This window comes from Methylobacterium phyllosphaerae (assembly GCF_001936175.1).
In the GTDB taxonomy this organism is placed as follows: Bacteria; Pseudomonadota; Alphaproteobacteria; order Rhizobiales; family Beijerinckiaceae; genus Methylobacterium; species Methylobacterium fujisawaense.
Genome location: NZ_CP015367.1, coordinates 2025699 through 2048963 on the forward strand (window position 1 = coordinate 2025699; position 23265 = coordinate 2048963).

Sequence of the window (23265 nt, forward strand, 5' to 3'; positions counted from 1 at the left end):
CGCGATGATCAACGCCCGATCCGGGTTCCCGTTCGGAAGGCCCGGGCCATGCATCCGGATACGGATGATTTCCCCGGATCTTCCCCGTAGAACCGGCCGCCTGACCGACCCGCACGCGAACCCCCCGATCCGATGACGAGCCCCGCGACCCTGGATACCCTGATGCCGCTCCTGGAGCGCATCGCCACCGCGCTGGAGCGGGCCGCGCCCGCCGCCCCGCCGGCCTTCGATCCCGACGCCGCCGACGCCTTCCTGTGGGGCCCCGAGCGCCGGCTGACCCCGGTGCCGCAGGTGGCGCGGGTGGAGATGGGCCTGCTCACCGGCATCGACCGGGCGCGCGACACCCTGGTGGAGAACACCGAACGCTTCGCCCGCGGCCTGCCGGCCAACAATGCCCTGCTGTGGGGGGCCCGCGGCATGGGCAAGTCGTCGCTGGTCAAGGCGGCCCATGCCGAGATCAACGCCCGCAGGCCCGCCGGCAGCCGGCCGATGAAGCTCGTGGAGATCCACCGCGAGGACATCGAGGCCCTGCCGGACCTGATGGCCCTGCTGCGGCCGGACCCGCACCGCTGGCTGGTCTATTGCGATGACCTCTCCTTCGACGCCGACGACACTTCGTACAAGTCGCTCAAGACCGCGCTCGATGGCGGCATCGAGGGGCGGCCGAACAACGTGCTGTTCTACGCCACCTCGAACCGCCGGCACCTGCTCGCCCGCGACATGTTGGAGAACGAGCGCTCCACGGCGATCAACCCCGGCGAGGCGGTCGAGGAGAAGGTCTCGCTCTCGGACCGGTTCGGCCTCTGGCTCGGCTTCCACAAGTGCAGCCAGGACGAGTACCTGGCGATGATCCGCGCCTATGCCGAGCGCTATGGCCTCGCCGTGCCGCCGGAGCAGCTGCGCGCCGAATGCCTTGAATGGGCCACCACCCGCGGCTCCCGCTCGGGCCGGACCGCCTTCCAGTTCATCCAGGATCTGGCGGGGCGACTCGGCAAGACGCTCGACTGAGGGCGCCTACCGCCCGCTCGACCCGAACCCGCCCGACCCCCGCTCGGAGCCGGGGCCGGGCTCGCCCTCCAGCACGGTCAGGACCGGCCGGGTGATCCGCGTGAAGACCAGCTGGGCGATCCGCTCGCCCGGCTCGATCCGGACCGGCTCGGATTCGTCGCGGTTCCAGGCGGAAACCATCAGCGGCCCCTCGTAATCCGCGTCGATGACGCCGGTGCCGTTGCCCAGCACCAGACCCTCGCGGTGCCCGCGCCCCGAGCGCGGGAAGATCAGGCCGCACCAATCGGGATCGCGGATCAGGACGCTGAACCCCGCCGGGATCAGCGCCGGCTTGCCCTGGGGCGGGAGCACCAGCGGCGCGTCGAGGCAGGCGTGCAGGTCGAGGCCGGCCGCAGCCGGCGAGCCCCAGCGCGGGAAGCCCCAGCCCGGCAGCCGCGGATCGAGCAGCCGCAGGCCGATCTCCGGCCGGTCGCTCACGCGCCGAGACGCGCGATCGCCTCGGCCATGGCGAGGGTCCGCCGGGCGGCCTCGACATGGAGGCGCTCGACCATCTTCCCATCCACCGCGATGACCCCGCGCGCCCGGTTCTCCGGCGCGTCGAAGACGTCCATCAACGACCGCGCCTGCGCGATCTCCGCGGCATCCGGGCCGAAGGCCGCGTTGGCCGGGCCGATCTGGCTCGGATGGATCAGCATCTTGCCGTCGAAGCCGAGGTCGCGCCCCTGGACGCACTCCGCCTCGAATCCGGCCGCGTCGGCGAGGTCGGTGAAGACGCCGTCGATCGCCTCGATCTCGTAGGCCCGGGCGGCGGCCAGCACGGTCATCAGCCAGGGCATCAGGGCGGCCCGCCCCGGGGGCCGGATCCGGGACGCTTTCAGCAGGTCGTTCGGGCCGATCACCAGGGCGGCGAGCCGCCCGTCCACGTCCCGGGCCGCGCCCGCGATCTCGGCGGCGTTCACCACCGCCATCGGCGTCTCGATCATCGCCCAGACCCGCGTCGCCAGGGGCGCGCCGAGCCGGCGAAGCCGGGATCCGACCGCGATCAGCGTGTCGGAGGTGCGCACCTTGGGCACCAGAATGGCATCCGGTGCGGCCGCAGCGAGCGCCACGAGATCGGCCTCGCCGTCCTCGGTCTCGGGCGCGTTGATGCGCACCACCACCTCGCGGGCGCCGAAGCCGCGCGCCGTGACCGCTGCGGCGACCTGGGCACGGGCGGCCGCCTTGACCTCCGGGGCCGTGCCGTCCTCAAGGTCGATCAGGATGACGTCGGCGGGGAGCGACCGCGCCTTTTCCAGCGCCCGGGCGTTGGAGCCCGGCATCGCCAGCACGCTGCGACGGGGACGGATCTCGCTCATCACGCTTCTCCCGGGCCGGCGGCGCCCTCGGCGACGCGGATAGCTTTCCCTGCGCATCCCGGCAAGAACGCCCGCCGCGCGTCGCGCGAGGAAGGAACGGCATGGCACGCTGGATCGCGGGTTTGGACGGCTGCCGCGGAGCCTGGGCGGGCGCGCTCCTCGACCTCGACGATCCCGACCGGCACCGCTCTGCCCTGTTCCCCGACGTCGCCGCGCTGCTCGACGCCCCGGAGCGGCCCTGCATCGTCGGGATCGACGTGCCGATCGGCCTGCCGGACCGGATCATTGGCGGCGGACGTGCCGCCGACCGGGCGGCCCGCGCCCGGCTCGGGCCGGCGCGGGCATCGGTGTTTCCGATGCCGCCGCGGAGCGCGGTCTACGCCCCCGACTATGAAGCCGCGAAGGCCGCCTCGCGCGAGGCGAGCGACCCGCCCTTCGCGCCCTCGATCCAGGGTTACAACATCTTCCGCGCCGTCCGCGCGGTCGACACGCTCCTGCGGGAGCGGCCGGAGGTGCGGGCGCGGGTCCACGAGGTCCATCCCGAGGTGGCCTTCCACACCCTCAACGGCGGCCGGCCGCTCGGCCTGCCCAAGAAGGGCCGGCGCGCCCGGGAGGGGCTCGACCTGCGCCGGGCGCTCCTCGCGGCGGCGGGCCTGCCGGGCGCGCTGATCGAGGCCCGGGCGAAGGGCGTTCCGGAGGACGACCATCTGGATGCGCTGGCCGCCCTGGTGGTCGCCCGCGACATCCGCCTCGGATGCGCCGTGCCGCTGCCGGATCCGCCGGAGCGGGACGCGTTCGGGCTTCCCGTGGTGATCTGGGCCCCGGCCTTGCGCGCGCCGTCCTGAGCGGCCGTCCGCCCAAGGATCGCAACCGGCGCCGTGCTCGACCCAACGTGCTGTTTTGCACGCAGCCTCGCGCACAGGCGGTGTCCGTTCACCGCGCCCGCTCTAGCTCTCGATGCATGAGCGCCGCGAACCCCCTGCCCGTCCGCCACATCGCCCGCGCGATCGTGCTCGATCCGCAGGATCGGATCCTGCTCATCGCCTACACGTCGGTCCATGCCAAAGGACCGGACGGCGCGCCGCTCCGGTTCTGGTTCATGCCGGGGGGCGGCCTGGAGCCCGGCGAGGACCACGTCACCGCCTGTCGCCGGGAGCTCGAGGAGGAGATCGGCCGCGGCGATGTCGCCATCGGCCCGCAGGTCGCCGCCTGCGACGGCCCATTCCACCTGTTCCGGCAGGCGCGGGACGCCCGCGAGCGCTACTTTCTCGTCCGCCTGCCCGACGACCGGGTCGATACGAGCCGCCTCGCCGAGACCGAGGACAACCCGCTGATCGGGACACGCTGGTGGCCGATCGACGAATTGCGCGCCAGCGGCGAGCACTTCGAGCCGGCCGGTCTCGCCGATCTCGCCGCGGACCTCGCGAACGGGACTATTCCGGCCCACCCACGCGTTCTTGCCTGGCGAGAACTTTGAGTTCACTTCCTGCCGTCGCGGGATTGTCTAACTGGAGACGCCTTTATGTTCCCCGTCTACCTGACCGAAGGCTACCGGTCCTTCCTCCTCGACCGCTTCCCGACCGAGCGCCGGCGCTTCGCGCAGCTCGCCTCCACGCAGAACCCGGAGATCCTGGTCATCAGCTGCTGTGACAGCCGGGTGTCGCCCAGCGCGATCTTCAATGCCGGGCCGGGCGAGCTGTTCACGATCCGCAACGTCGCCAACCTCGTGCCGGTCTACCAGCCGGACGGTCAGTACCACGGCACCTCGGCGGCGCTGGAATTCGCCGTCCAGGCTCTGGAGGTGAAGCACATCGTCATTCTCGGCCACGCCACCTGCGGCGGCATCAAGGCCTACGCCAACAAGGCCAAGCCGCTCTCTCCCGGCGACTTCATCGGCAAGTGGGTCTCGCTCGTGGGTCAGGCCGAAGACAAGGCCGGCGATCCCGGCGCGCCGGACTACCTGACCAAGCTGGAGCATGCGGTGGTCGTCCAGAGCATGGAGAACCTGCTGACCTTCCCGTTCGTGAAGGAGCGGGTCGACGACGGCCGTCTGGAGATCCACGGCGCGCATTTCGGCGTGGCGAGCGGCTCCCTGCTGGTGCGCGACCCGGAGACCGGCGTGTTCAAGCCGCCGATCGACACGACGGGCCAGACCGTTCGCTCGGTCGCCGCCATCGCGTGCGATTGAGCGCGACGCGCGCCGAAGAACGGGGTCGGCTGACCGGCTCCGATCGGTAACTTTGCGGCAACGGCCGGCTGCGCATCGCGCACCGGCCGTTTTCGTTTGGGGCTCCGGTCGGCGCGCGGATCTCGGCACTGCCTCTGCGCGGCCCGTCCGTGGCGGAGACGGCTGGCGCAACGTGCCGGCCCGTGAACGCGGCGCGCCCGCGGGTTCGCCGGTGGCCGGGGCGGAGGGGCCGGACATGAAAACGACGGCGGGCTCGCACCCGCCGCCGGAGGTCTGGCCCGGCGGAAGCCGGGCCGTCCCTGACGATGACCCTTACATCGCGCCGGGGAGGCGCTGAGCCTGGTTGTAGTGCATCTGCAGGGCCGGAAGGGCCTGCTGGGCGTAGTTGCGCAGCGCCGGGTTCGGGCCGCCCTGGGCGTAGGCCTGCGTCATCGCGATGGTCATCTGATGCGCCTGGAGCTGCTGGCTGGCGTAGAGGCGGTCGAAGCGCGGGCCGGCCGGGGTCGACGACAGCTCGGCCAGCATCGCCTGCTGCTCGGGGCTCGGCGCCACCATCGTCGAGGCGCCCGTGGCCATCATGTCGCCGCGCCCGATCTGACCGCCCGCGGCGGCGCCGCGCGCCGCACCGGCGCCGGCGCCCTCGAGGCCGCCGACCGGTCCGCCCGCGAGGGTGCCGCCGACCACGCCGGTCGCCGCGCCGACGCCGGCGCCCACGGCGCTGCCCGCCACCGCGATCGGCGCCGTGATCAGGCCGCCGACGCCCGGATCACCGGCCACGCCGTTCATCTGGCCGCCCGCCAGGGCGACGTTGGCGGCCCGGTGGTCGCGGAGGACCTCCTGGGCGTAGGAGCGGACCTTCGGGTTGCGCGACTTGGACAGGGCGATCTGCGAGGACTGGATTTCGAAGGCGTTCGCCTGCATCGACTGGAGGCGGAAGTCGTTGGCGCTCTGAGCCAGGGCCGGGGTCGACAGCGCCAGGACAAGCGCGGACGCGGCAGCATAGTTCTTCAGCATCGGGACCTCTGTTCGAAATGGATACGCGAACTCTGGCAGGTCGCATGCGCAGCACGAAGGATCGGGCGCAGGCGGGTTCGCGAATTGGTCGGTCAACGAGGTTATGGGCTTATGGTTCCTGCCGTTTTCGCCCCGGACGGGGCGGTGGCCGAAGGGCGGCGGTCCGCGGGGTGAGCCGCCGGTCCGCAGACTCGGCCGCCGGACCGGTCGCCGTCCGGCCCGCCTCCGACCCCGGCCGCAGCCGCGGCGGAACCGCATGCGCGCCCTGCTGGCGGGGTGCGGGGCGAGGCATGGTCGCCCGGTGATCTTCGTCCTGCTCCAGGTCCTGCGCGCCGCCGCTGCCCTGATGGTCGTCTGGCATCATGCGCGGCACGAGGCGGGGCTGCTGGCGGAGCGCGGCTTCGGCCAGGCGCCCGCCCCGGAAACGCTTGTGCCCTGGTGGGGCGGGGTCGATCTGTTCTTCGTGATCTCCGGATTCGTCATCGTCCATACCGGGGTCCGGCTGGCCGGCAGGCCGGGGGGGCGGGCCCGCTTTCTCGCCCATCGGATCGCCCGGGTGGTCCCGCTCTACTGGCTGGTGAGCCTCGTCTTCCTCGCCCTCGCGCTGGCCCGGCCGGATCTGCTCGGCGACGCGGCGGCCCTCCTCGGCGATCCCGCAGCCCTCGTGGCGAGCTTCCTGTTCTGGCCGGTGGCCCGGCCCGACGGCACCGTCCAACCGCTCTATGGCCTCGGCTGGACCCTGAACTACGAGGCCTTGTTCTACGCAGTCTTCGCGGCAGGGCTCGGCTTCGGCCGGCGCGGCGCCGTCGCCTGGCTGTGCGCGGCCCTTGTGCTCCTCGTGGCTGTCGGAGCCCTCGTGCCCGGTCTTCCGGTGCCGCTCCGCTTCTGGACGGATCCAATCGTGCTCGAATTCGTCGCCGGCGCCGGTCTCGCCCTCGCCTACCGCGAGGGTTTCCGGCCGGGCCTGCCCCTGCGGGTCGGTCTCACGGTTCTGGGCGGCGTCGGGCTCGTCCTGGCCGCGCGCGTGCTCGCCGGCCAAGGCGGGGCCGACGGATTTCTGCGGCCCCTCCTCGTCGGCGGCCCGGCCGCCCTGCTGGTGGCGGCCGCCCTCGGACCGACGCGCGATGCCGCCCAGGTCGCGCGCCTTCCCGTCCCGGTGCGCGGGCTCGTCGGGCTGGGCGACGCCTCCTACGCCCTTTATCTCGTGCATCCCTTCGCGCTGCGCCTCGTGCGCGAGGGGCTGCTCCGGCTCGGGCTGGCGCCGGCCGTGCAGCCTTGGGGCAGCATGGTCCTGATGCTCGCCGGCAGCGTGGCGGCCGCGCTCGTGGTCCACCGCCTCGTCGAGGCGCCGCTGACCCGGATCCTGCGGGCGCGCCTCGATCCGCGCGGGCCGCAAAACCGTGTGCGCGCCGCGCTGGCCCCGGTTCCACCGGGCGGCCGGGCGGATTAGCCTCTCGAGACCGGGGAGATTGCCACCATGAAGACCCTGCTCGTACCCGTCGCGATGCACGACGCCCTGCCCTCCGTCTTCGAGACCACCCGGCTGGCGGCGACGCGCTTCGGCAGCCTGATCGAGGGCGTGTCCCTGCGCCCGGCCCTGGCCGAGTACGTCCCCGTCGACATGGTCGGCGGCATGACGTGGCTGCGCGACGAGGAGGCCGACCGGGCCGAGGCCGAAGAGGCGGGCAGCCGTTTCATCGCCTTCATGGACGGTGCCGGCATCCCGCGGCATGCCCGCGACGGCCTGTGCATTCCGGATCGCGTGCCGGATGCCGGCCCGCGCTACCGCTGGCGGCAGGACGTCCCCACCGGCGACGCGTTCCTCGGCCAGTATGCACGGCTCTTCTCGGCCACCGTGGTCGGGCGTCCGGGCACGACCGACAATGCCCCGCGCATGACCACCTTCGAGACGGCCCTGTTCGAGAGCGGCCGGCCGATCCTTCTGGCCCCACCCAGCGCCCCGGCGAGCCTCGGCGACGCGGTGGTCATCGCCTGGAACGGCTCCACCGAGACCGCCCGGGCGGTGGCCTTCGCGATGCCGTTCCTGCGGCGGGCCGAGCGGGTGCTGGTGCTCAGCGTCGAGGGCGGCATGGTGCCGGGCCCGACCGCCCAGGATCTCGCCCAGGCACTGGCCTGCGAGGGCGTGGACGCGTCGCACCGGGCGCTGCCGGCCGGCCGGCGGGTGCCCGGCGAGACCTTCCTGGCGGAGTCCAAGGCCTTCGGTTGCGACCTGCTGATCAAGGGCGCCTACACCCAGAGCCGCCTGCGCCAGATGATCTTCGGCGGCGTCACCAGCCATGTCCTGGCCCATGCCGACATGCCGGTGCTGATGGCCCATTGACCGCTGCGCGGACCGGGACGGCGGCAACCGGGACCGCGCCGGGAACCGGCGCCGGCCCATGGCGTTCGGCTCCCGCGTCCGGATGGTGCGACGCCGCGAAAGGAGTCCCGTGACGAGCCCCGTGAGACGCCTCTTCCTCGCCGGCCTTCTGGCGATCTCAGCCGTCGGCGCCGCCCGGGCGGAGCCGACGACGGTCCGGTTCCGCGGCACGGTGGTCCGGGCCGACTCGGAGCGCCTGGAGATCCGCCGCGCCAGCGGCGGCACCCTCACCGTGCGGATGGTCCCGCGCACCCGTATCTACGCGGTCAATGCCGCGAGCCTCCGCAACATCAAACCCGAGAGCTACGTCAGCGTCATCGGCGAGGCCGGCCCCGAGCCGCGGCAGGCGACCGCGGTGACCCTGTACTCGCCCTCGGAGCGCGGCTTCGAGGCGGGCAGCCAGCCCTGGGACACGGCGCAGGGCGCGAGCCTGACGGCCGGCTGGGTCGCCGACCTACAGAGGGGGCCGCCGATGCGCGTGACGCTCGCCTACAAGGACGGGCAGGCGTCCTTCGCGATCCCGGACGGTGCGCCGGTGACGCAGTTCGCCCCGGGCGAGAAAGCCATGCTCCAGCCCGGCGCCGCCGTGACGATCTTCGCCCGCTCCCACCCGGAGGGCGGCCTCGTGGCCGGCACGATCGCGGTCGGCCGCCAGGGCGTCGTGCCGGGGCTCTGAGGCGGAGGAGACCCGCGCCGCATCATCGGCGGCGTACCAAACCCGCGCGCCGATGCGGAAGCTGCGCTACATCGTGTCCCGATGACCGAGTCCGCCTTCACCCTCGACCCGCGCCTCTCCGCCGACACGGCGGAGGTGGGCGAACTCGCCCTGTGCCGCGTGCTGCTGATGGACGATGCCCGGTTCCCCTGGCTGATCCTGGTGCCGCGCCGCCCGGACCTCTGCGAGATCACCGATCTCTCCGAGGCTGATGCCGCCGCGCTCTGGCAGGAGATCCGTCTCGCCACGGGGGTGATGCAGGCCCTGTCGAAGCCCGACAAGGTGAATGTCGGCGCCCTCGGCAACGTGGTGGCGCAGCTCCACGTCCACGTCATCGGCCGATTCCGGTCGGATCCGGCCTGGCCGGGTCCGGTCTGGGGGTTCGAGACCCGCAAGCCCTACCCGCCCCACGCCCGCGCCCAGCTCCTCGAGCGCGCCGGCGCCCTGTTCTCCGCGGCCTGACCCTGGCATGACCGATCCCCGCGACACCCTCGGATTCGTCCGCAACCGCCTCGACCGCCACTCGTCCGAGCAGCCCGAGGAAGCGGTGCCCGCCTTCGACGCGCCGGACGCGCGCCTCGTCCTGATCTGCGGCGACCGGATCGTGCTGCGCGGATCGACCGCGCTGATCGCCCCCGCCGAGGCCGCGGGCCTCGACGGCGGGACGCGCATCTTCCTCGGGCACCGGGACGGGCAGCCCGTCTTCGCCGCCGCAGCCCCCGCCGAGGCGGCCGAGCGGTTCGCCGAGGCGCCGGTCCGCACCCTCGACCTGCGGTCGATCGCCACCGAATCCGCCGTGGAGGCCGAGGAGCTCGGCCTGCTGGCCGTGGCCAAGTCGATGCTCGACTGGCACGCCCGCCACGGCTTCTGCGCCAAGTGCGGCACCGCCACCGTGGCGAAGGCCGGCGGCTTCCGCCGCGAATGCCCGGGTTGCGACGCCCACCACTTCCCCCGGGTCGATCCGGTGGTGATCATGCTCGTGCGCCGGGGCGACACCTGCCTGCTCGGCCGGGGACCGCATTTCAAGCCGGGCATGTTCTCGTGCCTCGCGGGCTTCCTGGAGCCCGGCGAGACGATCGAGGACGCGGTCCGCCGCGAGGTGTTCGAGGAGACGCGGATCCGCGTCGGCGCCGTCACCTACCGGACGTCGCAGCCCTGGCCGTTCCCGTCCTCGCTGATGCTCGGCTGCGCCGCCGAGGCCCTCGACGCGGCCATCGTGACCGATCCGAACGAGCTGGAGGATGCCCGCTGGTTCGACCGGGACGCGGTCGCGGCGATGCTCGACGGGACGCATCCCGAGGGGATCCAGGCCCCGCCGCCCATGGCGATCGCGCACTACCTGATGCGCGCGTTCGTGGCGGGCGAGACCTGAGCCCCCGCCCGTTTCTAGCCGGGCTTGCCGGCGTCCCGGCTCGGATCGTCGGCGGGGTTGATGTAGTTCAGCCCGAACGGCCCGGAGCCGTTGACCTGCAGTTCGACCGGCTCATCGGTGGTCCACAGCGAATGCGGCATGTCCTCCGGCAGGTAGACGAAGCCGCCGGCCTTCAGCACCGAACCCTTGGTCTTGTCCAGGGTCCGCCCGTGCGCGTGATGGATCGAACCCGAGAGGATCGTCAGCGTCTCGGGCTTGGAATGGGTGTGCGGCGCGATCACCGTATTGGCCGGTACCTTCACCCGCAGCACGAAGGCGCCGGGCTTCGACGGATCGCCCGCGATCCGGCTGATCTGGGTCCCTCTGGGCAGGTTGGGCGGGCCGGGCTCGTAGGTGGCGGAGGCGCCATCCGGAACCACCACCAGCCCGGCGTGGTCGGCCGCCGAAGCCGGCCCGAAACCGCCGAGCATCGCCAGCGCCGCCGCGGCGCTGATCCATGACCGTGTCATTCCACCCTCCGTTTCTGCCCAAGGCCTGGGCCCACGGGCAGTTCTGGGTCCGGGCGGGCCGTTTCCCAGGCAGGGCAACCGTTTCAGATCGTCGCAAGCCGCGCGGGGCACGCGGGATCCGTGCGGTCAGACGACCATCCGGCTCTGCGCCCCGTCTTCCGTCACGGCGCTCCGCATCTCCGAGAAGGCCGTACCGACCATCAGCAGCGCCGGCCCTTCGAGCCCCGCCGCCTCCACCCGGTCGGCGAGGTCGGCGGCCGTGCCCCGCAGGGCCTGCTGGTTGGGGCGCGTCGCGTTGAACACGAGCAGCGCCGGCGTCGACGGCGCCAGACCTTCCTCCACCGCGCGCGCCAGCAGCGCCCGCAGGGTCCGCTTGGGCATGTAGATCACCGTGGTGACGCTCGGATCGGCGAGCGCCCCCCAGTTCAGGTCGTCCGGCAGCGCCCCGCGGCGGTCGTGGCCGGTGACGAACTGGAGCCGGCGCGCGGCGTCCCGATGGGTCAGGGACACGCCGAGCGCCGCCGCTGCACCTTGCGCGGCCGAGACCCCGGGGACCACGGTGACCGGGATGCCGGCGGCCCGGCAGGCCTCGATCTCCTCGCCGGCCCGGCCGAAGACCAGCGGGTCGCCGGATTTCAGCCGCACCACCTGCTTGCCCGAGCGGGCGAGCTGGACCATCAGCGCGTTGATGTCGTCCTGGCGGCAGGACGGGCCGTGGCCGGTCTTGCCCACCAGCATGGTGCGCGCCTCGCGGCGGGCATAGTCGAGGATCTCCGGGGCGACGAGGTCGTCGTAGAGGATCACGTCGGCGTTGCGGAGCGCCCGCAGCGCCTTGAGGGTCAGAAGCTCCGCGTCGCCGGGGCCGGCCCCGACCAGGGTCACCGCCCCGCCCTTCGGGGCGGCTTCCGTCTCGCCGAGCAATTCCGCGAGATCCGTGTCGGAGGGGGCGCGGTCCGGCTCCGCGAAGGCCCGGTCGGTGAAGCGCTCCCAGAAGGCACGGCGCTCCGCGAAGCCGTGGAAGCGCGCCGTGACGCCGTCCCGCCAGTCGCGGGCGGCGCCGACCCAGCGGGCGAAGCCCCGGGGCAGCATCGCCTCGATCCGGGCGCGCACGGTCTGGCCGAAGACCGGGGCGGCGCCCTCCGTCGAGATGCCCACGACCAGCGGCGAGCGGTTGACGATGGCGCCGAACTTCACGTCGCAGAGATGCGGGCGGTCGACCGCGTTGACGATCGCCCCGGCTCCGCGGGCCGCCACCACGAAGGCGACACACTCGGCCTCGTCCTCCAGGGCGCCGATGCAGAAGGCCGCGCCCCAGAGGTCGTCCGGCGTCCAGGCGCGCTCGTGCAGCGTGACGCTCCCGTCGACGATCTCGCCCGGGACCGCGCGCAGCTCCTCGCCGGGATCGGGGGCGTAGACGTCCACATGGGCGCCGGCCGCGGCCAGGACCTTCACCTTCCACGGCGCCCCGCCGGAGGATCCGGCCAGAACCACCCGCTTGCCGCGCAGGGGCACGAAGACGGGCAGCACCGCCAGCGGCTCCAGGCCGGCGGCCTTGGTCTCGCGGGGGGCGCGGGCTGCGCGCAGGGGGGTCTCGGTCACGGGCCTGTCCTGAATCGTCTCGAACCGGCCTCTCCTGTCCACCCCCCCCAGGATGAGGGGGTCCGGTTGGACGGGTCGGTCTGTCCTCGCCGGCAAGTGTATCAGAAAATCACGCGGCGCATGCGGTCTGCCCGGCCAGCATCTTGCGGATCTCCGGTATGCACGAGCCGCAATTCGTGCCGGCCGTGCAGGCGGCGCCCACCGCCTCCACGGAGGCGGCGCCCCCGGCGATGGTGGTGGCGATGACGTCGGCGCCGACGCCGTGGCAGGCGCAGACCACGGGCCCCGCCGAGGCCGTGGCCGCGCGGCCCGAGAGCAGCGCCCGTCGCTCGGCGGCGTCGGGCACCCCGGTGGCGAACAGGGCCTTGGCGGCCTCCCAGTCCGGCCGCTCCCCCGCGGGGGCGTAGGCGAGGCAGGCGACGAGGCGGTCGCCGTCATAGACCGCGCAGCGGTAGCGGTTGCGGGTGTGATCGGCATATTCCGCCAGCTCGCAGCCCGACAGGGCCTCGCTCTGGATCAGGCCGCGCACCATCAGCGCCACCGCCTGGGAGCTGTCGGCGGTGGCGAACTGCGCGCCCCAGCCGCCGGTGATCGCGGCGCGCGCCCACCACCAGCCCTCGGGCATCGCCACCTGCCGGCGCGTCAGCAGGAAGCCGCGGGCGCGGTAGCCGACGGACGCGATGGCCGCCGGGGTCGCCTTGAGTTCGGGCTGGCCCGAGACCGGGTCGGTCATGCCGCGCACCAGCGCGCCGACCCGGGCCTGCGACGCGAAGGCGCCGCCCCAGTGCATCGGCATGAACAGATTGCCCGGCACCACCGTGTCGGTGACCGTCACCTCCAGCTCGGCCGCGCCGTGCTCGGTCGTGAGCCGGGCGATGTCGCCCTCCGCGAGGCCGTGGGCCGCCGCGTCGTCCGGGTGGATTTCGACGAACGGGACGGCCCGGTGCGCCGAGAGGCGCTGGCTCTTCCCGGTACGCGTCATCGTGTGCCAGTGGTCGCGGACCCGGCCGGTGTTGAGCATGAGCGGGAACGTCGGCGAGGCCGCGAGCGCGAGGGCCGGCGGCTGCACCGCGACGAAGCGGGCGCGCCGGTCGAAGGTGTAGAACCGGCCGTCGCCGAACAGCCTGGCCTTGCCCTGCGGGGCGCCCCGGAAGCCGGAGCGCTTCGGGATGGGCCACTGCACCGGCAGGGTCACGTCGTAGGCGGCGTCGCTGATGTCCGCGAGCGCGCCGAGGTCGAAGTCGCGGGTGCCGTTGTTCTCGTAGGTCGAGAGCCCGGCATGCTCGCGGAAGATCGCGGCGGCGGAGTCGAATGCGAAGGCCTTTCCGTGCCCGAGGCGGCGGCCGACATCGGCCAGCGCCGCCCAGTCCGGCCGCGCCTCGCCGGGGCTCGCGAGGAAGCGGCGCTGGCGGGAAATCCGCCGCTCGGAATTGGTGACCGTGCCGTCCTTCTCGCCCCAGGCCTGGGCGGGCAGCAGCACCGTGGTCCTGCCGCAGCCTCGGGCGGTGTCGGAATCGGCCACCGCCTCGGACACCACGTAGAGGTCGAGGCCGGCGAGCGCCTCGCGGATCGCGTCGGCCCGCGGCATCGAGACCAGCGGGTTGGTGCCCATCACCCACAGCGCCTTGATCTTGCCCCGGGCGATCGCCTCGAACAGCGCCACCGCCTTCATGCCCTCGCCGGTGATGATCCGCGGGGCGCCCCAGTAGCGGCGCACCCGGTCCACCTCCTCGGGGGTGAAGTGCATGTGGGCCGCCAGCATGTTGGCCAGCCCCCCGACCTCGCGCCCGCCCATGGCGTTGGGCTGGCCGGTCAGGGAGAACGGCCCCATCCCGGTCTCGCCGATGCGGCCGGTGACGAGGTGGCAGTTGATGATGCTGTTGCCCTTGTCGGTGCCCTGCGCCGACTGGTTCACCCCCTGCGAGAAGGCCGTGACCACCCGGCGGGTGCCGGCGAACAGGGCGTAGAAGGCCGCGATGTCGGCCTCCGGCGCGCCGGTGACGGCGGCGACCGCCGCGACGTCCGGCGCAATCTGGCGGGCGCGGTCGAGGGCGCCGTCGAGGCCGGCCGTATGGGAATCGATGAAAGCGCGATCGCGGAAGCCGTTGTCGGACAGGTAGACCAGCAGGCCCGAGAACAGCGCGGTGTCGGTGCCTGGCCGGATGCCGAGGAACAGGTCAGATTCCTCCGCGGTCTGGGTCCGGCGGGGGTCGATGACCACGAACTTGGTCCCGCGGCGCGCCTTGGCGTCGGCCATGCGGCGGAACAGGATCGGGTGGCACCACGCGGTGTTGGAGCCGACCAACACGATCAGGTCGGCCTCGTCGAGATCCTCGTAGCAGCCCGGCACCGTGTCGGAGCCGAAGGCCCGGCGATGGGCCGCCACCGCGCTCGACATGCACAGCCGGGAATTGGTGTCCACGTGCGGCGTGCCGATGAAGCCCTTCGCGAGCTTGTTGGCGACGTAATAATCTTCGGTGAGCAGCTGGCCCGACAGGTAGAAGGCGATCGCGTCCGGGCCGTGCTCCTCGGCCACCGCGCGGAGCTTGCCCGCCACGGTGTCGAGGGCCGCATCCCACGAGACCTGCGCGCCGTCGACCTGCGGGTGAAGCAGGCGGTTCTCCAGCGACAGGGTCTCGCCCAGCGCCGAGCCCTTCGAGCACAGGCGCCCGAAATTGGCCGGGTGGTCGGTGTCGCCCGCGATCGTGGCGCCGCCCTGCCCGTCCGGACTCGCGAGCACGCCGCACCCGACCCCGCAATAGGGGCAGGTGGTCCGCACCTTCGGCGCCGCCACTGGCTGGGTCATGGCTGAAGTCCTCGAAGGTTCGCGCCGCGTCTCCCTCCCCCCTCTGCGGGGGAGGGTGGCCCCCGAAGGGGGTCGGGAGAGGGGAGCGACGCGTCCGGAAGGGGTGCAGCCTTCATGAAGGCCACAGCCCTCTTCTGCACCGTCGCTCCCCTCTCCCGCCCCGCATCCGCGGGGCACCCTCCCCCGCAGAGGGGGGTGGAGGGTTGGGCTGCTCAGTACACGTCGGCCTGATACCGCCCGGCCTTCTTCAGCGCGGCGAGGTAGGCCACCGCATCCTCGGGGCTCTTGCCCCCGAACTGCGCGGCCACATCGATGATCGCCCGCTCGACGTCCTTGGCCATGCGCTTGGCGTCGCCGCAGACGTAGAAATGCGCGCCGCCCTCGAGCCACTTCCAGAGCTCGGCGCCGTTCTCCCGCATCCGGTCCTGGACGTAGGTCTTCTCCTTGCCGTCCCGGGACCAAGCCAGGGACAGGCGGGTGAGCACCTTGTCGTCCTTCAGCTGGGTCAGCTCGTCCTTGTAGAAGAAGTCGCTGGCTTGGCGCTGGTGACCGTAGAACAGCCAGTTGCGGCCGGGCGCCTGCGTGGCGGCGCGTTCCCGCAGGAACGCCCGGAACGGCGCGATGCCGGTGCCGGGGCCGCACATGATCACGTCCTTCGACAGATCGGCCGGCAGCCCGAAGCCGTGCGCCTTCTGAAGATAGACCTTCACCTTGGTCTGCTCGGGCAGGCGCTCGCCGAGATGGGTCGAGGCGACGCCGAGCCGCAGCCGCGAGCGGTGGTTGTAGCGCACCGCGTCCACCGTCAGGGACACGCGGCCGACATCCATCTTGGGCGAGGACGAGATCGAATAGAGCCGCGGCTGCAGCTCGTCCAAGGCCTCCAGGAAGACCTCGGCGTCGGGCCGCGCGCCCGGGAACTTGTGGAGCGCGCCGAGGACGTCGAGATAGGCGGCATCGCCGTCCGGATCCTCGCCGGAGGCGAGCGCCTGCGCCTTCTTGCGGGCTGGCCCCGAGGTGAGGAGCGACAGGAGCTGGTAGAGGTTGTCGGGCGCGGCACCCAGTGCGTAGTTGATCAGCAGGTGCTCACGCAGGGTTTTCTCGCCGATCACCCGCTCGGGCCGGGCGCCGAGCTCCGCGATCACCGCGTCGACCAGCGCCGGGGCGTTGGCGGGGAACAGGCCCAGCGAATCGCCGACCTCGTACTGGATCGGCGTACCGTCCAGCCCGATCTCGATGTGCCACGTCTCCTTCTCGCCGCCCGGATCGTTGAGGCGGCGGCGGGACAGAAACAGCGCCTCGACCGGGTTCTCGCGGCAGAAGCCGAGCGGCCCGAGGTCGGCGGCGGCCTTCGGGGCGTCATCGTCCGCCTTCGGCGCGGCCGGGGCGCCCCCGGCGGCGCCGAACTCCTCGTCCAGCTTCTTGAGCATGCGCAGGGTCTCTTTGCCGCCGGGCTGGCAAAGGTTCAGGCGCGCCTCGTTCTTCAGGAAGATCGCGTTGGCGTAGTCGGCGCAGTTGTAGCCGCACTGGCCGCAATCCTGCTGGGCCATGGCGGCCATCAGCTTCTGCGGCTCGGGCCGATCCTTGGCCATCTCCATCCGGTCGCCGAGCGGCATCGACGGGTCGTGCCAGGGGGCGTCGTCGTTGTCGGCCAGTTTCGGCCCGGTCGCGGGGCCTTCGCCGGGCGCGAGCGCCGTGGCGCCCGCGACGGCGGGGCCGAGCAGGGCCGCGAAGTAGCCCGAGAGCCAAGCGCGCTGGTCCTCGTTGAAGGGCGCGGTCTCGGGGATCAGGACGAGGGGGGGCGAGACGTGCTGGGTCATGCGGCGGCCTTCAGGGCGGGCTGGTCCTCGGCGGCGTCGCGGAGCGCCTCCGCGCCGGTGCGGCTGGTGAAGGCCTGGAAGCTCTCCTCAGGGCCCTGGCGGAGGGCGAGGTAGGCGCGCAGCAGCGCCTCGACGCGGGAGGGCGCATCCTCGGCCTTCACGGCCTGCCAGATCTCGGTGCCGATCTTCGGGTTCTCGGCGAAGCCGCCGCCGACCACGACGTCGTAACCTTCGACGGTGTCGCCCTCCTCCGAGACGACGACCTTGGCGCCGATCAGCCCGATATCGCCGATGTAGTGCTGGGCGCAGCTGTGGTGGCAGCCGGTGAGGTGGACGTTCACCGGCACGTCGAGGTTCGGCACGGCCTTCTCGACATGGTCGGCGATGATCAGCGCGTGGCCCTTGGTGTCGGAGGCCGCGAACTTGCAGCCTTTGGCGCCCGTGCAGGCCACGAGGCCGGAGCGGATGCCGGCGGCCTTGGTGGTGAGGCCGAGCGCGTCCACGCGGGCTTCCACCTCGGCGACCTTCGCGTCCGGAACACCGGAAAAAATGAAGTTCTGCCAGACGGTGAGGCGGATCTGGCCGTCCCCGCACTCCGCGGCGATCTTGGCGAGCGCCCGCACCTGATCGCTCGTCATCTTGCCGACCGGCAGGACCACGCCGACCCAGTTGAGGCCGGGCTGCTTCTGGGCGTGGACGCCCACATGGGCGTAGCGGTCGGTGGCTTTACGCGGCGCCACGTGCTCGGGCGCGACCCGGTCGAGCTTGCGGCCGAGCTTGTCCTCGACGGCGGCGAGGTACTTGTCGAAGCCCCAGGCGTCGAGGACGTACTTCATCCGGCTCTTGTTGCGGTTCGTCCGGTCGCCGTTCTCGATGAACACCCGGATGATCGCGTCGGCGACCGCGTTGCAGTCTTCCGGCTTCAGGACGATGCCGGTGTCGCGGGCGAGGTCGCGGTGGCCCGAGATGCCGCCGAGCACGAGGCGCATGTAGATCCCCGGAGGCACCGAAGCGCCGTCGAGAACCTCCACCGCCTGGAAGCCGATGTCGTTGGTCTCCTCCAGGGTCGGCATCACGCCGCTGCCGTCGAAGGCGACGTTGAACTTGCGCGGCAGGCCGTAGAGGGAGCGGTCGTTCAGGATCCAGTTGTGCCAGGACTTGGCGAGCGGGCGCGTGTCCAGCAGCTCCTGGGCGTCGATGCCGGCGGTCGACGAACCGGTGACGTTGCGGATGTTGTCGGCGCCCGCCCCCCGGGCCGTGAGGCCGATATCGGTGAGCCCGTCGAGGAAGGGCTGGGCGTGCTCGGGGCCGATCTCGCGCACCTGGAGGTTCGCCCGGGTGGTGACGTGGACGTAGCCGCCGCCATGCTCGTCGGCGAGGTCGGCGACGCCCGCGAACTGCCAATGGTGCAGGATCCCGTTGGGGATCCGCAGCCGGCACATGTACGAGACCTGGTTCGGCGCGACCCAGAACAGGCCGTGGTAGCGCCAGCGGAAATTGTCCTCGGGCTTCGGCTGCTTGCCGGCGGCGGCCTCCTGGATCAGGCGGTTGTGGCCGTCGAACGGGTTCTCGGCGCGCTTCCACTTCTCCTGGTCGCAGAGCTTGCCGCCCGCCTTGACGGTCTTGTCCTGCGCCTTGATGTGGATCGCGTCCGGGCCCGTGGGCTCGGCGGGCGGCGCGGCCGCCCCGGCCCCGCCCGCGGCGAGGCCGCCGGTCATGCGGACGGCGGCGATGCCGGAGGCGAAGCCCTCGAGGTAGCGCTTCTGCTCGGCCTCGAACGCGCCTGCGGCGCTCTGGGTGGTGGTCTCGGACATCCGCGCCTCCTCAAGCAGCCAGCGGCTCGGGCATGGGGCGCCCGAACATCAAGTCGTCCACGTTCTCGATCGGGTCGCCGGAGCGGATCAGCCCCTTGCAGGCGCCCTGCTCGGCGATGTCGCCGACGAACACCGCGCCGATCAGCTTCCCATCGCGCACCAGAAGCTTGCGGTAGAGGCCGGCGCCGGGGTCGGAGAGCACGATCGCCTCCGCATCGTCGGGCGTGTCCACGATCCCGGCCGAGAAGACCGGCAGGCCCGACACCTTCAGGCTCGTGGACAGGGCCGTGCCCCGGTACTCGGCCGGCTCGCCGGCGAGGTGGCGGGCGAGCGTCTCGGCGTGCTCGTAGGCGGGCTCGACCAGGCCGTAGATCTGGCCGCGGTGCTCGGCGCACTCACCGAGCGCGAAGATCCGTGGGTCCGAGGTGGTCATCCGGTCGTCGACCGTGATGCCCCGGCCGACCGCCAGTCCCGCGTCCTGCGCCAGCGCCACCGAGGGGCGCACGCCCACCGACATCACCACGAGGTCGGCCGGGAGCGCGGTGCCGTCCGCCAGGACGAGGCGCTCGACGCGGCCGTCTCCTTCGAGGCGGGCGGTATCCGCCTTGAGGATCACCCGAACCCCCCGCGCCTCCATGGCACGCTTTACGAGCGCGGCGGCATGGTGGTCGAGCTGGCGCTCCATCAGCCGGTCCATGACGTGGAGCAGCGTGGTCTCGACGCCGAGGCGCGCGAGCCCGACCGCCGCCTCCAGGCCGAGAAGGCCGCCGCCGATGACGATCGCCCGGGCGTGCTGCACGGCGGCCTTCCGGATCGCCGCCACGTCGGCGAGGTCGCGGAAGGTGATGACGCCGGGGAGATCCATGCCGGGCTTCGGCAGGCGGATCGGCAGGGAGCCGACCGCGAGGACCAGCCTGTCGAAGGGCAGGACGTGGGTCTCGCCCACGCGGACGTACCCGTTCTCCCGGTCGATCTGGGTCGCCGGCGCGCCGGTGATCAGGCGGATGCCGTGATCCGCGTACCAGTCGAGGCCGCGGAAGGCGCAGGCGGCCTCGTCGACCTCGCCGCCGAGCAGCGAGGAGAGCAGGACCCGGTTGTAGGCGACCGTCGGCTCGGCGCCGATGCAGGTGATGTCGTAACGGCCGGGTGCGATCTCCGTGAGCCGCTCCAGGAAGCGCAGGGAGGCCATGCCGTTGCCGACGACGACCAATCTATCGCGCGGCAGGCCGCTCTCGGCGCGCGCGTCATGTCCGCGTGTGTCCTTAGGGGATGTCGCCATCGCTCGATCGTGTCTGGAACCTCGATTGCAGGGTCGTTGGCGGACCGCCCACGAAAAAGCCGCTGCCGGTCGTCTCCCGGCAGGCTTCAGCCCCAGGAGAACCGGATCAGCGGCCTCGCTGACGGCGCTGTCCGTCGCCGTTGACGGACGCGGCTCGCCTCGCAGGTTCCGTGCCAATCGAAATGCGCCGCACGGCGCGCGTGGACGCTGACGTCGGGGCGAGGCCTGCAGATCGGAGGTACCCCAGGGGCCGCCCATCGGCGCTGCACAAAATCTGTGCGGCCCGTCGCAAAAGCGATCACGCGCCAGCGACGCGGTGGGGCGAGCTGCGGAGGGTTAAGGATGACTTCCGGACTGACGGAGGGTCGGCTCGGCGCTCACTGTCGCGAGATCACGACACGGGCAAACTGGAGAGCGAGCAAAAGTCGGTCGAGAAAACTTCGACGACGAGATATGAAAATTCTACGTGAACAACATTTGTTTTAGAACAACACTCTACATGTGTCGAATGTCGCTATCTGTTCTTTCGGGCAGCGCGGGCGCTCGGCCCACGCTCTCGCCAGCCGGTCACCAATCCAATCGATGTGGGGGCTACAGCAGCTGCGACAGCATCGCCAGGAGGCCCAGGGTCGGCATCGCGCCGGCCGCCAGCACCCAGTACCAAGCGTGGCGCGCACCGGCCCGCCGGTTGTCGTTGCAGGCGCGGGGGACACGCCCGCCCCGGCATACGTAGCGTCGAAGTTCGACCCGCCCGCGCGGATGCGACATCAACGATCCAGTTTCGAGTTTGCGACATCCAGGCATGGCGTAGGCACAACGGGCGAGCCCGCCCGACGTTCCGCGGCTGTTCGCGCCGGCGTTGCGGGTCGATGACGAATGGCTCGAAGTGTCGCGGGCCTCAGATGTCGGCGATCGCTTGCCGGTAAAGGTCGGGTCTGTAGACGGTGGTGATCGCCGCCGGGATGTCGAAAGGCCCGGGGATCTGCTGCGCGGCGCGCATCTGCTCCAGCACCCAGCGGGCCTGCGCCGCGCGCGGCTCCTCGATCGCCGCGCCGAAGCGGAGACGCGCACCCGTCTCGGCCATGACGTCCGGACCGTCGGAAAAGGTCCGCGCGACCAACGCCGGATCGAGATTCAGATAGGTCCGGCGTGCGAGGCGATGGATCAGCTCGGTCCGGTTCTCCGGATCCGCGCACCAGCGTCCCGCCCGGGCGACCGCCCGCACCAGCGGCAGGATCGCGCCGTCGAGCCGTGCGGAGACGGCCAGGACCTTCTCGGTCGCGTTCGGCGCGAGGGCGCTGCCGTGGACGGCGATGCGCCCATGCCCGGCCTCGGCCGCCACGTCGTTCCAGGGTGCGCCGGCGCAGAATCCGTCGACCAGGCCGCGGGCCAGGGCCTCCACGCAATGTTGCGGGGGGACCACGACCGTGCGGAACGCGGCAGGGTCGAGGCTCCCGGCTTCGGCGAACAGCCGTAGCTGGTAGCTGTGGCACGAGAAGGGATGCACGGTGCCGAGGGTGAGCGGGTCTCCGGCGCGGTGCCGCATCTCCGCGACGCCCGCGAAGGCGCGGGCGACATCCGGCAGGGCCTCGCTGTCGGGGGCCATCGCCGCCCAGAGGGTGCGGGACAGCGTGAGGGCATTGCCGTCGGTGCTGAGCTGGAGCGGCACGATCAGGTCGGAGGGCGGCCCGGACAAGGCGAGCCGGCTCGCCAACGCCAGCGGCGCCAGCATGTGCGCGCCGTCGAGGTGCCCCAGCGCCAGCCGGTCGCGCAGGGTCGCCCAGGAGGGCTCGGCGGTGAGGTCGAGGTCGAGCCCCTCGGCCCGGGCGAAGCCCAGTTCATGGGCCGCGATCAGGGGGGCCGCATCGCAGAGCGGGACGTAGCCGAGCTGGAGCCTCATCCGAGCAGGTCCGCGGTGGTGACGATCGCCCGGGCGATGTCGACGATCTTGCGCTTCTCGTTCATGGCCTTGCGGCGCAGCTGCTTGTACGCCTCGTCCTCGGACAGGCCCTTCATGGTCATCAGGATGCCCTTCGCCCGCTCGATCAGCTTGCGGTCGGCGAGTTCGCTGCGCGCCTCCGTCAGCTCGCGCTGGAGGCGCGCGAAGGCGTTGAAGCGCAGGATCGCGATGTCGAGGATCGACTTGATCCGTTCCGCCCGCAGCCCGTCCACCACGTAGGCGGAGATCCCGGCATCGACGGCGGCCTGCATCATGGTCGAATCCGAGCGGTCGACGAACATCGCCACCGGCCGCTCGACCTGCCGGGAAACGCCCGACATCTGCTCTAGGATGTCCCGGCTCGGGCTCTCCAGATGGATCACCACCACGTCGGGCTTCAGCGCGGCCACGCGTTCCATGAGGTCGGCGGTATCGGGAATCACCACCACACGCCCGATTCCGGCGGCGCGCAGGCCCTCCTCCAGAATGGCCGCGCGGGCGCGACTCGGATCGATCACGGCGACGGTGAGATTGGATTCGGTCATCTTGGCCCGGGACAGGGCGGGTCTTCTTCTGGAGGACGGCCCGGCTTGGGCCGCCGCGACCTAAGCAAGGCCCGTGCCCGCGTCGGGGCCCGCCGCGGACGCATCCGTGCAATCCCAATGTACGATGCCGGTAACCGCCGCGCAAAGAAACGGTCCAGCTTCCGCCGCAATGCTGGCCGCATTCTCTTCGCCTCACGGTGGTCAGGGAGATCGGTGATTCGGATGCGCAGGCCAGATCAGCCCGCCCTGACGGATGCCGCGAATGGCCGCGTGTCCATGCCCTTCCTGCCGACGCTGGCCGTCGTGGCGCTCCTGGGTGTGGCCTCGCTCTACTGCCCGTCGTCCAATCCGGTGCCCCCCGGTGTCCGGGCGGGCGGATCCCCCGCTCTCGGACCCACGGATTTCGCACCGGTCGCCGCGGTGGCGTCGCCGATCCGGCCGCCGGCCGCGATCGCGTTCGCCGAGCAGTACCCTCTGGACGCTGCGGTCTCGCGGACGGGGGCCCTGCCCGTCCGTCCGGCGACGACGGCGCGGGCGACGTCCCATGTGGCGGTGGCGGGTCGGCGTCCCTGCCCGGGACGGCGCTGCCCCGAGCCGCCCCGCAGCCCGATCGATCCCATGACGCCCGGACGCGCGGAAGCCGCCGAACCGGCCGAGGATGCGCTGCTCCCTGGGCGGGCCCTGCCGTTTGCCACCTCGGTGGTCGAGACGCTGGTCCCCGCGGCCCGGGCGGTCGGCGATGCCGCGGACTTCGTGCGCAAAGGTGCGGCGTCGGTTCAGGGCTCGGTGGCCCTGGCGGTGGCCGACTGCCTGCGCTGACCGCATCCGCGGGCCGGCCCCAAACCTCTGGATCTCGTGGACGGACGTCCTAGGTGCGTCGCAGCGGATGGACCGAGCTTCCGTCCGCGGACCGGAGCCGGGGCCG

General features: G+C 72.2%; 22 protein-coding genes. 10 read left to right on the top strand and 12 right to left on the bottom strand.

Going from position 1 to position 23265, the window contains the following annotated elements:
- The first annotated feature begins 132 nt into the window (after positions 1-132).
- A complete protein-coding gene (locus tag MCBMB27_RS09020) occupies positions 133-1008 on the top strand; it encodes an ATP-binding protein (RefSeq protein WP_075380245.1) in 876 nt (291 codons plus the stop codon).
- A 6-nt stretch (positions 1009-1014) separates the two neighbouring features.
- Here MCBMB27_RS09020 and dut read toward each other — a convergent pair whose 3' ends face one another.
- Both dut and MCBMB27_RS09030 read right to left on the bottom strand, forming a co-directional pair.
- Positions 1015-1485: a dUTP diphosphatase gene (gene dut / locus MCBMB27_RS09025; protein ID WP_043384973.1), complete on the bottom strand. Its 471-nt coding sequence runs from the start codon at positions 1483-1485 to the stop codon at positions 1015-1017.
- On the bottom strand, positions 1482-2363 hold the full coding sequence (locus MCBMB27_RS09030; RefSeq protein ID WP_053608356.1) for an HpcH/HpaI aldolase/citrate lyase family protein: 882 nt from the start codon (positions 2361-2363) through the stop codon (positions 1482-1484). Before MCBMB27_RS09030 ends, dut begins: the two co-directional genes overlap by 4 nt.
- A gap of 101 nt (positions 2364-2464) precedes the next feature.
- Between MCBMB27_RS09030 and MCBMB27_RS09035 the strand changes: the two genes are divergently transcribed.
- The 3 genes from MCBMB27_RS09035 (at position 2465) to MCBMB27_RS09045 (ending at position 4551) form a co-directional block, all read left to right on the top strand.
- Complete coding sequence (locus tag MCBMB27_RS09035) at positions 2465-3208, top strand: DUF429 domain-containing protein (protein ID WP_043384979.1); 744 nt, start codon at positions 2465-2467, stop codon at positions 3206-3208.
- A gap of 116 nt (positions 3209-3324) precedes the next feature.
- Positions 3325-3840: an NUDIX hydrolase gene (locus MCBMB27_RS09040; protein ID WP_043351773.1), complete on the top strand. Its 516-nt coding sequence runs from the start codon at positions 3325-3327 to the stop codon at positions 3838-3840.
- A gap of 45 nt (positions 3841-3885) precedes the next feature.
- Positions 3886-4551: a carbonic anhydrase gene (locus MCBMB27_RS09045; protein WP_043351772.1), complete on the top strand. Its 666-nt coding sequence runs from the start codon at positions 3886-3888 to the stop codon at positions 4549-4551.
- A gap of 312 nt (positions 4552-4863) precedes the next feature.
- Here MCBMB27_RS09045 and MCBMB27_RS09050 read toward each other — a convergent pair whose 3' ends face one another.
- On the bottom strand, positions 4864-5565 hold the full coding sequence (locus tag MCBMB27_RS09050; protein WP_043384982.1) for a DUF4142 domain-containing protein: 702 nt from the start codon (positions 5563-5565) through the stop codon (positions 4864-4866).
- A 256-nt stretch (positions 5566-5821) separates the two neighbouring features.
- Here MCBMB27_RS09050 and MCBMB27_RS09055 point away from each other — a divergent pair, with 256 nt between their 5' ends.
- From MCBMB27_RS09055 to nudC, 5 genes are all read left to right on the top strand, one after another.
- Positions 5822-7015 carry an acyltransferase family protein gene (locus MCBMB27_RS09055; protein ID WP_075380246.1) on the top strand — a complete coding sequence of 398 codons (1194 nt, stop codon included), beginning with the start codon at positions 5822-5824 and terminating at the stop codon, positions 7013-7015.
- Positions 7016-7042: 27 nt separating this feature from the next.
- Complete coding sequence (locus MCBMB27_RS09060) at positions 7043-7906, top strand: universal stress protein (protein WP_043351769.1); 864 nt, start codon at positions 7043-7045, stop codon at positions 7904-7906.
- 121 nt (positions 7907-8027) lie between these two features.
- Complete coding sequence (locus tag MCBMB27_RS09065; protein WP_236952938.1) at positions 8028-8621, top strand: hypothetical protein; 594 nt, start codon at positions 8028-8030, stop codon at positions 8619-8621.
- 81 nt (positions 8622-8702) lie between these two features.
- Complete coding sequence (locus tag MCBMB27_RS09070) at positions 8703-9122, top strand: HIT domain-containing protein (protein ID WP_075380247.1); 420 nt, start codon at positions 8703-8705, stop codon at positions 9120-9122.
- 7 nt (positions 9123-9129) lie between these two features.
- On the top strand, positions 9130-10032 hold the full coding sequence (nudC, locus tag MCBMB27_RS09075) for an NAD(+) diphosphatase (protein ID WP_043351766.1): 903 nt from the start codon (positions 9130-9132) through the stop codon (positions 10030-10032).
- A 14-nt stretch (positions 10033-10046) separates the two neighbouring features.
- Here the strand turns inward: nudC and MCBMB27_RS09080 are convergent, their stop codons facing one another.
- The 9 genes from MCBMB27_RS09080 to MCBMB27_RS09115 form a co-directional block, all read right to left on the bottom strand.
- Positions 10047-10541, bottom strand: coding sequence for a cupin domain-containing protein (locus MCBMB27_RS09080; protein ID WP_043757527.1), 495 nt, complete (start codon positions 10539-10541; stop codon positions 10047-10049).
- 126 nt (positions 10542-10667) lie between these two features.
- The gene (cysG, locus tag MCBMB27_RS09085) at positions 10668-12140 is read right to left on the bottom strand and encodes a siroheme synthase CysG (RefSeq protein ID WP_083683431.1); all 1473 of its coding nucleotides are present in this window, start codon (positions 12138-12140) and stop codon (positions 10668-10670) included.
- 109 nt (positions 12141-12249) lie between these two features.
- Positions 12250-14946 (bottom strand): nitrate reductase, encoded by a 2697-nt coding sequence (locus tag MCBMB27_RS09090; RefSeq protein ID WP_075380248.1) that lies wholly within the window; start codon positions 14944-14946, stop codon positions 12250-12252.
- Positions 14947-15158: 212 nt separating this feature from the next.
- Positions 15159-16763, bottom strand: a complete 1605-nt coding sequence (locus MCBMB27_RS09095) for a sulfite reductase subunit alpha (RefSeq protein WP_075380249.1) — start codon at positions 16761-16763, stop codon at positions 15159-15161.
- On the bottom strand, positions 16760-18577 hold the full coding sequence (locus tag MCBMB27_RS09100; protein WP_075380250.1) for a NirA family protein: 1818 nt from the start codon (positions 18575-18577) through the stop codon (positions 16760-16762). Before MCBMB27_RS09100 ends, MCBMB27_RS09095 begins: the two co-directional genes overlap by 4 nt.
- A gap of 10 nt (positions 18578-18587) precedes the next feature.
- Positions 18588-19856, bottom strand: a complete 1269-nt coding sequence (locus MCBMB27_RS09105; protein ID WP_075380251.1) for an NAD(P)/FAD-dependent oxidoreductase — start codon at positions 19854-19856, stop codon at positions 18588-18590.
- A 591-nt stretch (positions 19857-20447) separates the two neighbouring features.
- Positions 20448-20624, bottom strand: a complete 177-nt coding sequence (locus MCBMB27_RS29520) for a hypothetical protein (protein ID WP_158498452.1) — start codon at positions 20622-20624, stop codon at positions 20448-20450.
- 130 nt (positions 20625-20754) lie between these two features.
- Positions 20755-21756 (bottom strand): CmpA/NrtA family ABC transporter substrate-binding protein, encoded by a 1002-nt coding sequence (locus MCBMB27_RS09110; RefSeq protein WP_075380252.1) that lies wholly within the window; start codon positions 21754-21756, stop codon positions 20755-20757.
- The gene (locus MCBMB27_RS09115; protein ID WP_043353887.1) at positions 21753-22340 is read right to left on the bottom strand and encodes an ANTAR domain-containing response regulator; all 588 of its coding nucleotides are present in this window, start codon (positions 22338-22340) and stop codon (positions 21753-21755) included. The genes MCBMB27_RS09110 and MCBMB27_RS09115 overlap by 4 nt, the downstream gene beginning before the upstream one ends.
- 222 nt (positions 22341-22562) lie before the next feature.
- Between MCBMB27_RS09115 and MCBMB27_RS09120 the strand changes: the two genes are divergently transcribed.
- Positions 22563-23159 carry a hypothetical protein gene (locus MCBMB27_RS09120; RefSeq protein WP_075380253.1) on the top strand — a complete coding sequence of 199 codons (597 nt, stop codon included), beginning with the start codon at positions 22563-22565 and terminating at the stop codon, positions 23157-23159.
- Positions 23160-23265: the final 106 nt, after the last annotated feature.